Annotated in this window: 15 protein-coding genes; 11 read left to right on the forward strand and 4 right to left on the reverse strand. The window is 73.5% G+C overall.

Annotated elements, in window-relative coordinates; translation table 11 throughout:
* The first annotated feature begins 22 nt into the window (after positions 1-22).
* Entirely contained in the window at positions 23-874 is an 852-nt protein-coding gene (locus EBO15_RS23500) for a hypothetical protein (RefSeq protein ID WP_122196600.1), read from the forward strand.
* Here EBO15_RS23500 and EBO15_RS23505 read toward each other — a convergent pair.
* Positions 864-1,859 carry an ArsR/SmtB family transcription factor gene (locus tag EBO15_RS23505; protein WP_122196601.1) on the reverse strand — a complete coding sequence of 332 codons (996 nt, stop codon included), beginning with the start codon at positions 1,857-1,859 and terminating at the stop codon, positions 864-866. The two genes, EBO15_RS23500 and EBO15_RS23505, sit on opposite strands and share 11 nt — an antisense overlap.
* Positions 1,860-1,920: 61 nt before the next feature.
* Between EBO15_RS23505 and EBO15_RS23510 the strand changes: the two genes are divergently transcribed.
* The 3 genes from EBO15_RS23510 (at position 1,921) to EBO15_RS23520 (ending at position 5,061) form a co-directional block, all read left to right on the forward strand.
* Complete coding sequence (locus EBO15_RS23510; RefSeq protein WP_122196602.1) at positions 1,921-3,096, forward strand: MFS transporter; 1,176 nt, start codon at positions 1,921-1,923, stop codon at positions 3,094-3,096.
* Between the two features lie 80 nt (positions 3,097-3,176).
* Positions 3,177-4,364 carry a thioredoxin family protein gene (locus EBO15_RS23515; RefSeq protein WP_122196603.1) on the forward strand — a complete coding sequence of 396 codons (1,188 nt, stop codon included), beginning with the start codon at positions 3,177-3,179 and terminating at the stop codon, positions 4,362-4,364.
* Positions 4,365-4,482: 118 nt separating this feature from the next.
* On the forward strand, positions 4,483-5,061 hold the full coding sequence (locus EBO15_RS23520; protein WP_122196604.1) for a dihydrofolate reductase family protein: 579 nt from the start codon (positions 4,483-4,485) through the stop codon (positions 5,059-5,061).
* A gap of 30 nt (positions 5,062-5,091) precedes the next feature.
* Here EBO15_RS23520 and EBO15_RS23525 read toward each other — a convergent pair whose 3' ends face one another.
* Positions 5,092-5,451 carry a tetratricopeptide repeat protein gene (locus EBO15_RS23525; RefSeq protein WP_122196605.1) on the reverse strand — a complete coding sequence of 120 codons (360 nt, stop codon included), beginning with the start codon at positions 5,449-5,451 and terminating at the stop codon, positions 5,092-5,094.
* A gap of 55 nt (positions 5,452-5,506) precedes the next feature.
* Entirely contained in the window at positions 5,507-6,919 is a 1,413-nt protein-coding gene (locus tag EBO15_RS23530; RefSeq protein WP_122196606.1) for a glycerophosphodiester phosphodiesterase, read from the reverse strand.
* 181 nt (positions 6,920-7,100) lie between these two features.
* Here EBO15_RS23530 and EBO15_RS23535 point away from each other — a divergent pair, with 181 nt between their 5' ends.
* The 5 genes from EBO15_RS23535 to tatA all read left to right on the forward strand — a co-directional run bounded on the left by EBO15_RS23535 (position 7,101) and on the right by tatA (position 10,401).
* Positions 7,101-7,382, forward strand: a complete 282-nt coding sequence (locus EBO15_RS23535) for a hypothetical protein (protein ID WP_122196607.1) — start codon at positions 7,101-7,103, stop codon at positions 7,380-7,382.
* Positions 7,383-7,580: 198 nt separating this feature from the next.
* Entirely contained in the window at positions 7,581-8,540 is a 960-nt protein-coding gene (locus EBO15_RS23540) for a hypothetical protein (protein ID WP_122196608.1), read from the forward strand.
* Between the two features lie 20 nt (positions 8,541-8,560).
* The gene (locus EBO15_RS23545; protein ID WP_122196609.1) at positions 8,561-9,496 is read left to right on the forward strand and encodes a threonine/serine dehydratase; all 936 of its coding nucleotides are present in this window, start codon (positions 8,561-8,563) and stop codon (positions 9,494-9,496) included.
* Between the two features lie 24 nt (positions 9,497-9,520).
* Positions 9,521-10,063 (forward strand): isochorismatase family protein, encoded by a 543-nt coding sequence (locus EBO15_RS23550; protein WP_122196638.1) that lies wholly within the window; start codon positions 9,521-9,523, stop codon positions 10,061-10,063.
* 41 nt (positions 10,064-10,104) lie between these two features.
* Positions 10,105-10,401 carry a Sec-independent protein translocase subunit TatA gene (gene tatA, locus EBO15_RS23555; RefSeq protein ID WP_122196610.1) on the forward strand — a complete coding sequence of 99 codons (297 nt, stop codon included), beginning with the start codon at positions 10,105-10,107 and terminating at the stop codon, positions 10,399-10,401.
* Between the two features lie 84 nt (positions 10,402-10,485).
* Here tatA and EBO15_RS23560 read toward each other — a convergent pair whose 3' ends face one another.
* Positions 10,486-10,824, reverse strand: a complete 339-nt coding sequence (locus tag EBO15_RS23560; RefSeq protein ID WP_122196611.1) for a hypothetical protein — start codon at positions 10,822-10,824, stop codon at positions 10,486-10,488.
* A gap of 260 nt (positions 10,825-11,084) precedes the next feature.
* On the opposite strand from EBO15_RS23560, the gene EBO15_RS23565 reads away from it, so the two are divergent.
* The gene (locus tag EBO15_RS23565) at positions 11,085-11,447 is read left to right on the forward strand and encodes an ArsR/SmtB family transcription factor (RefSeq protein ID WP_233616387.1); all 363 of its coding nucleotides are present in this window, start codon (positions 11,085-11,087) and stop codon (positions 11,445-11,447) included.
* Positions 11,431-14,247, forward strand: coding sequence for a magnesium-translocating P-type ATPase (gene mgtA, locus EBO15_RS23570; RefSeq protein WP_233616388.1), 2,817 nt, complete (start codon positions 11,431-11,433; stop codon positions 14,245-14,247). Before EBO15_RS23565 ends, mgtA begins: the two co-directional genes overlap by 17 nt.
* The last annotated feature ends 23 nt before the right edge of the window (positions 14,248-14,270 follow it).

A 14,270-nucleotide genomic window follows, 5' to 3' on the forward strand; every position in this document is an offset into this window, starting at 1 on the left:
CCCGCTGAAGGCGAGCGTGAGCATGCGCGAAATCGGAACCGTCGCGGCCGGGACGGGCGGCGTCCTCCTCGGCGCCCTTCTCCTGGCCTGCCAGGCCGTCCCCGCGGACGCGGCGACCGGGGGTTCACTGACCGTCCGGACCCTGGACCGGCACGGCCGCGCCGTCCGGACGGAGGTCGAGATCGCGGCCCTGACCAGCGAGAACACCCACCGGTTCACGACCGGGACGAACCGGACCCTCAAGAAGGGGCGGTACGCGATCTCGGTGACGATCGAGACGGCGGACGACGGCCCGGACGGCACCCAGACGCTCGCCGCCCGGACGGTCACCATCGGCTCCCGGCACGTGGACGTGATCCTGGACGCCCGCAAGGGAAAGCGGTTCTCGATCAACCCGGGGCGCGGATCGAGCATGTCCATGGCGAGCGGCGCGGTATGCACTGCGAAGGCTCTGCTGAGCCAGTTGCCCGACCAGGGCGGCTCCTACATCGTGCCGAACACCGACCGCGCGCTGAGCTTCGGCTACCAGGCGGCCTGGAACGGCTCGTCCGCCGGGACGCAGTACTGGGTCTCGGGCGAGACGCGCGGCATTCCCTCGGGCCTCGTCCGTGACCAGGCGCACCTGAAGTTCGCCACGATCCGCGCGAAGGTCACGACCGTGAAGGCGAAGCGGCAGCAGGCCGTCCTGTTCATGGACCACGACATCTGCTCGGCGGGATATCCGGGGCTGGAGTTCCCCGCGCCCAGGACTTTGACCGTGCACGTGACGCCGGGGAAGTGGTCCGGCTACGTCATCTCGCCCCGCGGCAGCAGCAACGACCTCGATGGACGCTTCGCCGCGGGCAAGACGTACCGCGTGACGTTCAAGGCGTGACGGTCGGGGTGGCGGTCTGGGCGTGGATCAGGGTGTCGCCGGCGCGGGTGCGGTAGTAGAGGACGGAGCGGCCGGAGCGGCGGCGGTCGGCGAGGCGCGCCTCCAGGAGGATCTTGAGGTGGCGGCCGACGGAGCCCAGCGGCAGGCCGGTCAGCGCGACGAGCTGCGTGGTGCTCTTCGGGTCGTCCAGGAGGGTGAGGACGGCGGCGCGGCCCTCGCCGAGGAGGCGGGCGAGGGCCCGCGGGACGGCGGCCGGGTCGGGGGCGGCGAGCTCGCCCGCGCACGGGTAGAACTTGGCGTACCGGACGCCGTCCGCCCAGCTCACCCAGCCGTGCGGCGAGGTGATCGGGACGAGGAACAGCTCCGCGCCGGAGACGTCGCGCGGCGGGTACTCGGCCGCGTTGATCTGGAGGCGGCCGTCACCGAGCCAGCGGATGCCCGGCCGCAGCCCCTCCAGCGCGGCGGCCCAGCCGTCCCGGCTGAGCTGGCGGGTGCGGGCGATGATGTCGGCCTCCAGGACGCGTCGCCGCCGCGGCCAGAACGGCTCGACGGCGTACCGCCAGACCTCGGTGATGGCGTCGGCGGCGATCCGCGGCAGGTCGTCCCGGCGGAGGATCTCGGGGAGCGGGCCGCCGACCGAGACCTCCAGGTCGGCGCGGGCCTTCGCGGGCGGCGTGGCCCGGATGACCGCGACCTCGTCCTCGAAGGACGGCTCGAACGCGCCCATCGGCGCGGGCGTGAGAAAGTCGGCGTTCCAGTTCGTCTTCAAGGCGATGAGGCCCTCGCGGACGATCCGGCGCGCGACCGGGTTCTCGCTCATGTGCGCGCGGTAGGCGGGCAGGACGGCGTCCATCCAGGCACGGCGTCCGGGGTGGTCGGCCTGTTCCGTTTCGAGGTCGCGCAGGCAGCCGAGGGTCTCGGCCAGCGGTGACAGGACGAACCGTCCGCTCGCGAGGGTGTCCGCGTCGATCAGCCACACGCTCATGATGTTTCGCCTCCTCGCGAAACATTAGCTGCCGCGGAGGCCGCGCCGAACAATCTCGCTTATGCGCACCTATCGGGATCTGTTCCGGGCGCCGGAGTACACGCCGCTGTTCGCGGTCGTCTCGGCGAACACGGCCGGGATGGCGATGAGCGGCCTCGCGCTCGGCACCCTCGTCTTCGAGGCGACCAAGTCGCCGCTGCTCTCGTCACTGGCGATGTTCGGCCCGTCGTTCACCCAGCTCATCGGCGCGACCACGCTGCTGTCGGCGGCCGACCGGCTGCCGCCGCGCGCCGCGCTCACCGCGACGTCCCTCGTGTTCACCCTGACCACGGCGCTGGTCGCGATCCCGGGACTGCCGGTCTGGGCGCTGTTCGCGCTGCTGGGCGTCCAGGGGCTCGCCGGGTCCGTCGCGGGCGGCGTCCGGTACGCGATGCTCACCGACATCCTGCCGAAGGACGGATACGTCCTCGGACGGTCGGTGCTGAACATGTCGAGCGGGCTCACGCAGATCGCCGGATTCGCGACCGGCGGCCTGCTCGTCGCGTTCTTCTCCCCGCGTGGAACGGTCCTCGTCGGCGCGGCCCTGTACCTGGTGTCGGCGCTGGCCTCGCGGTTCGGGCTGTCGGCGCGTCCGGCGCGCGCCGGAGGGCGCCCCTCGATCGCCGCGACCTGGCGCGGGAACGGGCGGCTGCTGACGTCCCCGGCCCGGCGGTACGTGTTCGTCGGACTGTGGGTGCCGAACGGGCTGATCGTCGGCTGCGAGTCGCTGTACGTGCCGTACTCGCCGTCCCACGCGGGCATGCTGCTCGCCGTCGCGGCCGTCGGGATGTTCGTCGGGGACGTCCTCGCCGGGCGGTTCCTGCCGCCCGCGTGGCGCGAGCGGATCGGCCCGTACATCCGGCTGCTGCTCGCCGCGCCCTATCTGGCCTTCGCGCTCGACCCCGGGCTGCCCGTCGCGGTCGCCGTGATCGCGCTCGCGTCGGTCGGGTACAGCTCGACGCTGCTGCTCCAGGAGCGGCTCATGGCCCTCACCCCGGACGAGCTGCACGGGCAGGCGCTCGGGCTGTTCTCGTCCGGGATGCTGGCGATGCAGGGCGTCGGCGCGACGATCGCGGGCACCGTCGCGCAGTTCACCGGGCCGTCCGCCGGGATGGCGGTGATGGCCGCCGCGTCCGTCGCGGTCACCCTCGCCATCGCGCCCGGCCTGCGGCCCCCGGTCCCCGCCGAAGCCGTCTGAGCGGTCGCGTCCACCCCAAATCTCGGCCATGTTTCCGCAGGTCGGGCATTCCCCCTCCGGCGCGCGGAGATCACCGTGAGGTGACCGAGCAGAGCAGCGGGCAGAACGGCGTCGAGTACGACGAGCGGCTGTGGAACCGGGGCGACGTCGTCCTGCGGTTCCCGGACGAGCGGTCCGTGGGCGAGATCCAGATCGTCGCCGTCGGGAACGAGGACGACGACATCACGCTCACGGACGCGCGCGGCGAGGTGACCGTCCCCGCCGGGCACATGGCGTCCCTCGAGATGCCGGACGGCACGTCCGCCGGCGACCTGGCGTTCCTGGACGCGCTGCCGGAGGACGCCCTCGCCGGTTTCGCCGCGTCCGGCGTCTCCGCGAAGGGCCTGACGCGGCTCTCGCACCAGAAGGAGCTGTTCCAGGTCGTCCTGGAGGAGCCCGCCGGAGACGACACCGCCCTCGCCCGCCTCGCCGACCTGCCCGAACTGGAGATCCTCGGCATCGAGGACGACACCAGCCCCGGCCGCTGGTTCGAGCGCTTCGCCGGGACGGGCCTCATGAACCTGGAGGTCTCCCGCCGCGCCACCGACCTGGACGCCCTCGCCGGAATCGGCTCGATCGACGGGCTCTACTCGCTGCGCCTGCTCTCCGACGAGCTGAACGCCGAGGGCCTGGAGTCGTTCGGCTCCCTGGACGGCCTGGAGTCCCTCACCATCTGGACGGACACCCAACTCGAACCGTCCCACTTCGGTTTCATCACCCAACTGCCCGAGCTGGAGGTGCTCGAGGTCAAGTCGGCCGACGGCGGTGACCTCCTCGGCGCCGAGCAGCTCCTCGGCCTGATCCGCTCGCTACCGGACGTCGAGATCAACGGCCTCTGGTACCCCGCGGAGAAGCTGCCGTCCCTCACCGCCCGCGACATCGCCCACGTCGGCGACCAGAACGTCGTCGCGATCGACGACGCGGACGATTTCGACCGGCTCCTGGCCCGCGCCGGGGAACGTCCCGTCCTGGCCTACTTCACGGCCAAGTGGTGCGGCCCCTGCAAGCAGTTCGGCCCCATCGTCGAACGCTTCGCCGCCGACAACGCCGAACGCCTCTCCACGGCCCGCATCGACATCGACGTGGCCCCCGAACTAGCCGAACGCTACGAGATCCAGGGCGTCCCAACAGTCCTGGTCATCCGCTCCCGCGAAGTCATAGCCGGCCATGGCGGCTCCCTCCCCCGCCGAGACCTGGACCACTTCATCAAACACGCCCTGGAACACTGAAGGCCGTCTTGGCACCCGACGCGACGAGGTCGATGTAGCGCCGGTACAGGCGCATCTCTCGAATGCGCGGGGTGTGGGAGTCGGGCATGGGCGCAGTTTCACAGGGAAGGGGGCAGGCATGGGCAAGGTTGTTGCTTTGGAGCAGGTGACGTTGGACGGGGTCATGCAGGCTCCCGGGCATCCCGATGAGGATCCGCGGGGTGGGTTCCGGCATGGGGGGTGGGCCGTCGAGCGGCAGGATCCGGCGATGCGGCGGGCCATGGGGGCGCGGATGTCGGACGCCTGGTCGCTGCTGGTGGGGCGGGTGACGTACGCGCGGTTCTTCGACTACTGGCCCAGGCAGCCGCCGAATCCGATCACCGAGGCGTTCGAGCGCGTCCAGAAGTACGTGGTGTCGACGACGATAACGGAGCCGCTGCCGTGGGCGGGGTCGACGCTGCTGGACGACGACGGGGCCGCGGCCGTCGCGGAGCTGAAGGGGCGTCTGGACGAGAACCTGGTGATCTTCGGGAGCGGGGGGCTCGTCCGGTCGCTGCTGCCGTACGAGATGGTGCTGATGATCCACCCGATCCTGCTCGGCTCGGGGTTCCGGCTGTTCGCGGACGAGGGGGACGCGCTGACCGCGTTCGACCTGGTCGCGTCGGAGGTCACCGGCGGCGGCGTCCTCATCGGCACGTACCGGCTCGCGCAAGGGTGAAGGCCCGTCGCGGGGCGGCGGGCCTTCGGATCAGTCGGCGAGGTTCGCGGCGGTCACCGAGACCTCGATCTCCTCGGACGGTGTGACGCCCATCGCGACGGCCAGCTTGCGGTAGCGGGCCGCCTCGTCGGGGCGGTTGCGGCGCTCGAGCGTGCGCGCGAGGGCCTCGTGGGCCCAGCCGTTGCCCGGGTCGATGTCGAGGACGCGGCGGAACGCGTCCTCGGCGCGGCCGAGCTGGGCGCTGTGGAAGTACGCGCGGGCGAGGAGCTCGGCGACGGCGCCGTTGCCGGGCTCGGCCTCGGCGACCGGGGCCAGGAGGCGGGACGCCGAGATGTAGTCCCGCGCGTCGAAGAACATCTGAGCGCGCTGGAACTCGTCGTAGGTGTTCATTCCGCTCCTCCCGGTCTCACTGTTCGTTGAACCTTCAACCAGAAGGGTCCGGCTTTCATTCCACGGCCACGTCGCGGAAGGAGAGTTGCGGTCCGTCCTGCCCGGCGGGCTTGACGCGGCCCAGGTAGAGGTACCTCCCACGGTAGGACGTGTCGGACACGGTCAGGCCCGGCCCGCCCTCGCGCCCGGCGCTGATCGTCCACGGGGTGACGGTCACCCGCAGGCCCGCCGTGGTGCCCGGGCGGGTGATCGGCGGGGTCCGGACGGACGCCATCAGCCGGTGCTCCTTGTAGAGGTCGAGGCGTCCGTCCTGGCGGAGGACCAGGTCGTAGCCGCCGGTCCGCGCCTCGTACGGGTCGTCGGTCGGGGACGAGAACTGGATCGCGGCGGCGTCGGCCCTCCGGCCGCTGAGCCGGTCGAACCGGACGGTCGCGCTCAGCATGAAGGAACGGCCCAGTGTCGCCCAGCCCTGCCGGGTGAACAGGTCGGCGCGGCCGTACGGGATCGTCCACCAGTCGGGGCCGGTGAACCGTCCGCGCTGGTAGAGGGCCATGGCGGCGGCGGTCTGGTCCTGGCCCATGTGGCCGGGCGCGTACGTCCCGGCGGCGAACGGGTCGGACGTCCGGCGGTAGCGGGATCCGTGCAGGTAGACGGGGTCGTCGGTGTCGATGCCGCGCACGCCGATCCGGTACAGCCGGTCGCGGCGCGTCTGCGACTCGACGTTGAAACAGGCCACGACCAGCCCCGCGCGGGCGTACCCGGCGATCAACGCGTCCGGGAGCCCGGAGTTGACCGAGACCCGGTGGATCCCCGCCCTCTCGATCTGCTCGGGCGGCACGGCCTGGCTTTCGTTGCCGACGAGGAGCTGCGCGGTGATGCCCGCCTTCCGGGCCGCGACGGCGTCCGCGAGCCGGTCCGTCTGCATCTGGACGTTCCCGGTGAGGTGGCGCGCGACGACGTGGTCGATGACCAGGCGGGCCGCGCGGGAGTCCTTCGGGTGGGCGAGGAGCTGCTTGCGCTTGGCGTACTTCGCGAGCACCTCGTCCAGGAGGAGCGGGTGGGTGTCCTTGGCCGTCCCGCCGAACCAGGCGTGCGCGTCGATCCGGAGCTTCTTGAACCGGCCGCTCGTCCGGGAGCCGACGCGTCCGTGCGACGGGGTGATGCGGTCGACGGTCGGGTCGTGCCAGACGCCGCCGACGCCGTCCTTGAGCACCTGGACGTCGAACTCCAGCAGGTCGGCGTCCGGGTCGCGGATCCCCGCCTCGAACGCCGTGGCCGTGTTCTCCGGCGCGAGGAACGAGCCGGACGCCCGGTGCGCGATGAAGAACCGCTGCGGTAGCCGGAACCCGCCGCCGGCCTGCGCGGCGGCCCCGGGACGGACCTCGGCGGCGACCTCCGCGCGCGTCGGGTGTGACCAGGTTGGGACAAGCACGACGGCCGTCGCGGCGGCGGCCAGGGGGCGGCGCATGGCGAACCTCGCTGGTGGGGGGCGCGTGATCCGCAACCTACTGACCCCGAGTGATCGTCTGATGTCATTCAGGTGAACTCGACCGCTATGCCCGCTCTTTCACCTTCGCCCGTGTAGGCCCGGGATTTCAGTTAGATGTGCCCCACGTTCGTCCACCACACCCGCACCCCGAAGGAGCTCGATGCGCACAAGGCTGCTCGTCACCGCCGCCACCGGCCTCATGGCCACCGGCGTCGTCACCGGCGTGACCGCCGCCTCCGCGAACGCCGCCCCGGCGCCCGCGCCGACGGTGTCCGCCGCCCGCTGCCACTCCCACAAGGTCCACCAGCACTGGGAGTGCGTCACGCCGGGCTCGTACTGCCCGAAGGCGGCGCACCTGCGCTACGGGTACGCGTACAAGACGGGCAAGCGGTACCGGTGCGTCCGGTACACCAACGGCCAGTGGCGCTGGAAGCGCGGCTGACCGTCCGCCCGGGCTCCCACGCTTGACGAGCGCCGCCCCGGCCTCATGCCGGGGCGGTCCTCCATGCCGAGTTCGATGCCCGTTCGTTCTGGGACGGGGGCGCCGGGCGGTGTGCGGGGGACGGTGGAGGGCGATCGCGTCCGGCCGCCGGGCAGCAGGGTCCGGCGGGACGCCGGTATCCCGCCCCCGGGAGGAGCGTTGCGTACCCACCACTTCGCCGCCGTCGCCGCCGTCGCGGCACTCGCGGGCGGTGTCTTCGGCTATCTCGTCCATCCCTCGTCCGGTTCGGCGGAGCCCGCCGTCCCCGTCGCGGCGCCCACGCACTCGTCCGGGACGCTGCACGTCGCGCTGAACATGCCCGCCTCCGACCGGGCGCGCGCCGGCTCCCTGGGCTTCACCCTCTTCGACGTCGGCCCGGGCGAGGTCGGGTCGCTGCCGGACGGCGGCCGCGCGCTGGTCTGGGTCGGGAACACCACGTGCGGCGGCTTCGACCTGTCCGCGGACGACTTCGGCTCGACCGTCCGGCGCCTCGCCCGCGACCCGCGCGTGTACGGCTGGTACCTGTCGGACGAGCCGAACCCCGCCGAATGCCCCGGGATCGTCGGGCAGATCCGCGAGCGCGCCGACCTGATCCACCGGTACGCGCCGGGCCAGAAGGCGTTCGCGTCGCTCACCGACTGGACGATGACGCCGCTCGAGCCGTCCGCGACGCACCTCGACCTCATCGGCCTGGACCCGTATCCGTGCAGGTCGGACACGTCGGGCTGCGACCCGAAGGCGGTAGGGACGATGGTCGCGCAGGCCGAACGCGCCGGGTTCGCGCGGGCGATGATGGTGCCGGTGATCCAGACGTTCGGGCAGGCGTGCAGCTCGGGCGAGAAGAACTGGAGGCTGCCGACGTCCGGGCAGCTCACGAGCCTCCTCCGGCAGTGGGACGCGCTGCTGCCGCACCCCGCGTTCGACATCAGCTACTCGTGGGGCCACCAGTCCGACTGGGCGTGCCCGACGCTCGCGGACTCCCCCGGCCTCCAGCAGGTCATGAAGCTCCACAACACCCGCCCGTCGCACCGCCCGCCGTCCTCACCCGCCCCGCCCCCCACGGATCCGACAACACCGCCGAGTTGCCCCGCGACGCCCGGCGGGCAGGATGGGGCGTGATCTCACCGGAAGGGGCTCCCATGATCGAGAAGTCGGACGTCCGCGCCGCCGCCGCCCGGATCGCCGGGCATGTCCGGCGGACGCCGGTGCTGGAGAGCGACGCGTTCGGCGTCCCGCTGTGGCTGAAGCTGGAGCAGACGCAGCACGGCGGGTCGTTCAAGGCGCGCGGCGCGTTCAACCGGCTGCTCGCCGCCGCCGAGCGGGGCGCCCTCCCGGCGGCGGGGGCGGTCACGGCGTCCGGGGGCAACGCCGGGCTCGGCGTCGCGTACGCCGCCGGGACGCTCGGGGTGCCCGCGCGGGTGTTCCTGCCGCGCACCGCGCCCGCGGTGAAGGTCGAGCGGCTGCGGGCGCTCGGCGCGGACGTCCGTCCCGTCGGGGAGAAGTACGCGGACGCGCAGGAGGCCGCGCTCAAGGACGCCGCCGACACCGGCGCGCTGTTCTGCCACGCCTACGACCAGCCGGAGGTCTGCGCGGGGCAGGGCACGATCGGGCTGGAGCTGCTGGAGCAGACCGGCGGCGCGTTCGACACGGCGCTGGTCGTGGTCGGCGGCGGGGGCCTGATGGCCGGGATCGCGACCGCGCTGGACGGCGCGGCGCGGGTCGTCGCGGTCGAGCCGGAACGCTGCCCGACCCTGCGCACGGCCCTCGACCAGGACGGACCGGCGACCGTGGACGTGTCCGGGGTGGCGGCCGACTCGCTCGGCGCGTCCCGGATCGGCGAGATCGCGTTCGCGGTGGCGCGCCGGACGGGCGTCGCGTCCGTCCTGGTGCCGGACGAGGCGATCGTCGCGGCGCGGCGGACGCTGTGGGAGCGGCACCGGCTCGTCGCCGAGCACGGCACGGCCGCCGCGCTCGCGGCCCTTCTGACCGGGGCGTACACCCCCGCGCCGGGCGAGCGGACCGCGGTCGTGGTGTGCGGCGCGAACACCGATCCGTCCGATCTGGTGACCCGGTAGGACTCTCATGCCACCATGGCCGACATGAGTGAACTCTCTTTGACTCCTGAGCGGACGGCCCTGGTCGCGGTCGACCTCATGGAGCGGATCGTCGCGCTGCCGACCGCCCCGCACGACGGCCGCGACGTCCTCACCCGTTCCGTCGAGATCGCGGACGCCCTGCGCGAGGCGGGCGGGACGGTCGCCTGGGTCCGGGCCGAGCGCCCGAACGTGGACGAGCAGCCGCCCGGCAGCGGCCTGTGCCCGGAGATCACGGTCGCCGCGTCCGACCTGGAGGTCGTGAAGGGGACGTGGGGCTCGTTCCAGAACACCGGACTTGAGGCGGCGCTGCGGGAGCGCGGCGTCGACACGATCATCCTCACCGGCATCGTGACCAACTTCGGCGTCGAGTCCACCGGACGGGCCGCCGACGACGCCGGGTTCCGGACGGTCTTCGTCGAGGACGCCATGACCGGCCTGGACGCGCACGCGCACGAGTTCGCCGTGGACTACGTCTTCCCGAGGCTGGGCCAGGTGGCGTCCACTGGGGAAACCCTCAGGGTCATTGCTTGCTCGCTTGCGCGATAACTTTAGAGTAGGGGGAAACACCCTGGAAGGAGTTGGGCGCCATGACTGGTGAGCTGTCGCCGTCCCACTGGCTGATCGTGATCATCGTTGCTCTGCTGCTGTTCGGCTCGGCGAAGCTGCCCAAGATGGCACGCTCGCTCGGACAGTCCGCACGCATCCTCAAGGCCGAGATGAACGGCCTGCACGACAAGGACAAGGAGAAGGACGGGGACGCCCCCGCGTCCCCGTCCTCCCAGAGCACCGGGTCCCCTCAGCAGATCGCCGAGGCCGCTCCCCCGGTGGCCGAGGCCCCGCGCCTGGTCCGCCAGGACGGCCAGGCCGTCGACCAGCAGCGCTGAGCGCGGCCGCTCCCGCCGGGCCCACTCCTGTCGAGCCCGCTCCTGCCGGGCCCGCTCCTGCCGGCCCGTTGCGTCCCGGCCCGTCTAGCGCGGGTCGGGACGGCTGCGGGTGATGATCCAGTCGACCGTGTGCTGCGTGCGGGTGATGCGCCGGCGGACGCTCGGCTTGGCCGCCGTCGCCGGGGCGACGACGACGCGTCCGGCCGGAGGGACGGCCATCCGGGTGGGCGCCCCCGCGCTCTCCGCCGCGGCCTCGGCCAGCGCGGACAGCAGGCGCGCCGCGCGGGCCAGCTCGCGCAGCGCCTCGGCCTCGCCCCCCGCGGTCTCCGCCGTCAGCGCGGCCGAGTACAGCGCCTCGACCTCCGCCATCCGTACTCCGAGCGTCAGTGTGGCGGCGTCCGTGCCCCTCTTCGCCTGCCTCATGCTCAGTGCTGCTCCCCTCCGCGTTCCCCGTGGGTCCACCAGTCTCTCCGCGATCAAATGCTTGCGCAATCGCTTAAATGTACTCGCCTGTTACCCCCTTTGATGCGCGGCATGCCCCGGAGGTTGGCCCCACGGACCTTCTCTCCGGCGGGAACACGGGCGATTTGGATACCCTCGTACCTGAGGCGGCGCCCGCGCGGCGTCCGCCCAGGAACGGCCCCGCGCACGGGCGGGGCCACAGGCGAAGGGGAGGCGCACCGGTGAAGGAGCGGACACGGGACACGGCGCGGCCCCCGGAGACGCTCTCCCCCGAGCTGCTCCAGGAGGCGGCGGGACGCTTCGGCATGCTCGCCGCCACGATGCGCCTGCACATGGTGTGGGTCCTCGCGCACGGCGAGCAGGACGTCAGCTCGCTGGCCGAGAAGGTCGGCGGCACGGTGCCCGCCGTCAGCCAGCACCTCGCCAAGCTCAAGCTCGCCGGGCTCGTCCGGTCCCGCCGGGAGGGCCGTCACCAGGTCTACGTGGTGGACGACCCGCACGTCGCCGCGATCGTCGCGCAGATGGTCGCCCACCTCCAGGGCGACCCCGTGGAAGCGGCCCCCATCCGTGGCCTCGGCGCCTGAGTCCGAGCCGTTCGGCCTCGCGGCCCCGCCCGACGAGGACCCCCCGGCCGTCCCGGCGCCCGCGGACGCGCCGGACGTCCTGCCCGACCTGCCCGGCTCCCGCGCGATGCTCGCCGGGTTCGCGGGCCGTCCGCCGCTGTCGGTGCTGCGCGGCCTGGAGACCTCCGCGCGCGGCCTGACCGAGGCGGACGCCGAGGAGCGGCTGCTCCGCCAGGAGGCGGACGCGGCGGCCGGCGGCACCGGGCGGGCCGTCCTGCTGCGGCATCTGGCGCTCGTCGCCACCGACCCGTTCGTGCTGGTCCTGGTGCTGCTGAGCGCTGTGACCGCGGTGACCCGCGATCCCGGCGGCGCGGTGCTGATCGGCTCGCTGGCCGTGCTGAGCTCGCTGCTGCGGCTGCGCCAGGAGCGGCGCGGCGACCGGGCCGCCGCCGAGCTGCGCGCCCTCACCACGACGACCGCGACCGTGCTGCGCCGCGCGGACGCCGGATCCCCCGGCGTCGAGCGCGAGGTGCCGGTCGAGCAGGTCGTCCCCGGGGACGTGGTGCGGCTCGCGCCCGGCGACATGGTCCCGGCCGACCTGCGGCTGCTGAGCTCCACGGGGCTCCGCGTCGACCAGGCCGTCCTGACGGGCGAGTCGCTGCCCGCCGCCAAGCGCGCCGCGTGGACCGGGCAGGCCGCCCCACCGCCCGGCCCGGACGCGCCGCTGTTCGACCGTCCCGAGCTGTGCCTGATGGGGACGAGCGTGGTCAGCGGCACCGGGACGGCCGTGACGGTCGCGACCGGCGCCCGCACCCACTTCGCCGCGCTCCAGCGGGACGTGCCGCGCGCCGCCCCGGAGACCGCGTTCGACCGCGGCGTCCGGACGGTGTCGTGGGCGCTGATCGCCATGGTCGCGGCGGCCGTCCCGGTCGCCCTGCTGTTCACCGAGCCCGGCCGCACGCCCTGGTCGCACGCGCTGCTGTTCTCGGTGTCGATCGCGGTCGCCCTGACGCCCGAGATGCTGCCGCTGGTCGTGACGACCACGCTGGCGCGCGGCGCGAAGGCGCTCACCCGGGACGGCGTGATCGTCAAGCGGCTGCCCGCCGTCCACGACCTCGGCGCGATGGACACCCTGTGCGCCGACAAGACCGGCACGCTCACCCTCGACCGGCTCGCCCTGACCTCCTCCCTGGACGCGGCGGGCGCGCCGGACGAGGAGGTGCTGCGCTGGGCCCGCCTCAACGCCTGGTTCGCGACCGAGCTGGTGCCCGAGGCCGCGGGCGACACCATGGACGACGCGCTCCTCGCGGACGCCGAGCCGCCGGAGGACGACGTCCACGCGGTCGACGCCGTCCCGTTCGACTCCGACCGCCGCCGCGCGACCGTGGTGCTGCGCCGGGACGGGCACCTCGGACGGGACCTGCTGGTCACCAAGGGCGCGGTCGAGGACGTCCTGCCGCTCTGCGCCCGCGTCCGGACCGCCGACGGCGACGTCCCGCTCACCGAGGAGGAGCGGGACCGGCTCGCGGCGATCACCGACGAGCGGTCCGCGACCGGCGAGCGGCTGCTCGCGGTGGGCCTGGCGGACCGTCCGGCGGCCCGCCGCGACTACGCGCCCGGCGACGAGCGCGGCCTCACGCTGCTCGGTTTCGTCGGCTTCCAGGACGAGCCCGACCCGTCCGCCCCCGCCGCGCTCGAACGGCTCGCCCGGCTCGGCGTCGCGCTCGTGCTCGTGACCGGTGACCACCCCCTCGTCGCCGTCCGGACCTGCCGGGACACCGGCCTCACCCCCGGCCGCGTCGTCCTCGGCGCGGAACTCGACGGCCTCTCCGACGCCGAGCTCGACGCCCTGATCACCTCACCGGACGGCATCGCTCCGAACAGCACCCCGCTGGACGGCACCCGGACGGACGGCGCCACGCCGGTGTTCGCCCGGGTGGACCCGCGCCAGAAGGCCCGGGTCGTCGGCGCGCTGCGCCGTGTCGGCCGCACGGTCGGCTTCCTCGGCGACGGCATCAACGACGCGCCCGCGCTGCGCGCCGCCGACGTCGGGATCTCGGTCACGGGCGCGGTCGACCTGGCCCGGGAGTCGGCCGACGTCGTCCTGGCGGGCCGTGACCTGTCGGTGCTGGCGGACGGCATCACCGAGGGCCGCCGGACGTTCGGCAACGGCGTCAAGTACATCCGGATCGCGGTGACCTCGAACCTGGGGAACGTCGTGTCCATGCTGGCGGCGAGCGTGCTGCTGCCGTTCATGCCGCTGCTGCCGCTCCAGGTGCTCGCGCAGAACCTGCTGTTCGACGTGTCGCAGCTCTGCCTGGCCCGGGACCGGGTCGACCCGGCCGACCTGCGCGGCCCGCGCACCTTCGACCCGCGCGACCTGGCCCGGTTCGTGGCGGTCTTCGGGCCGCTCGGAGCGCTGTTCGACCTGGTCGCGTTCGGGCTGTTCTGGTGGCTGCTGCCCGTCCGGGCGGGCATGGGCGGCGAGGCCCTGTTCCACACGGGTTTCCTGGTGGAGAACCTGCTCGCGCAGGCCCTCACGCTGCTGGTGCTGCGCGGCCGGGGCCGGGGCCGCGGCTCTCCCCGCGCGTCCCGGACGGTCGTCGCGGCGGCCTGGCTGCTCTCGCTGACCGCGCTGCTCCTGCCCCTGTCGCCGCTGGCCGGGCCGCTGGGGCTGGTCCCGCTGCCGCCGGCCGCGATCCCGGTGCTGGCGGTCGTCCTGGCCGGATACGGGGCGTCGCTGATGATCGTCCGGAACCGCTACTTCCGGGCGGACGCCGAGGCGCCCGATCCGTCCGGCCTGGCGGAGTCAGTGGCGTGACCTGATCCGTCCGGCCTCGCGGA

It is taken from the genome of Actinomadura harenae, from assembly GCF_003696215.1.
Lineage (GTDB): Bacteria > Actinomycetota > Actinomycetes > Streptosporangiales > Streptosporangiaceae > Spirillospora > Spirillospora harenae.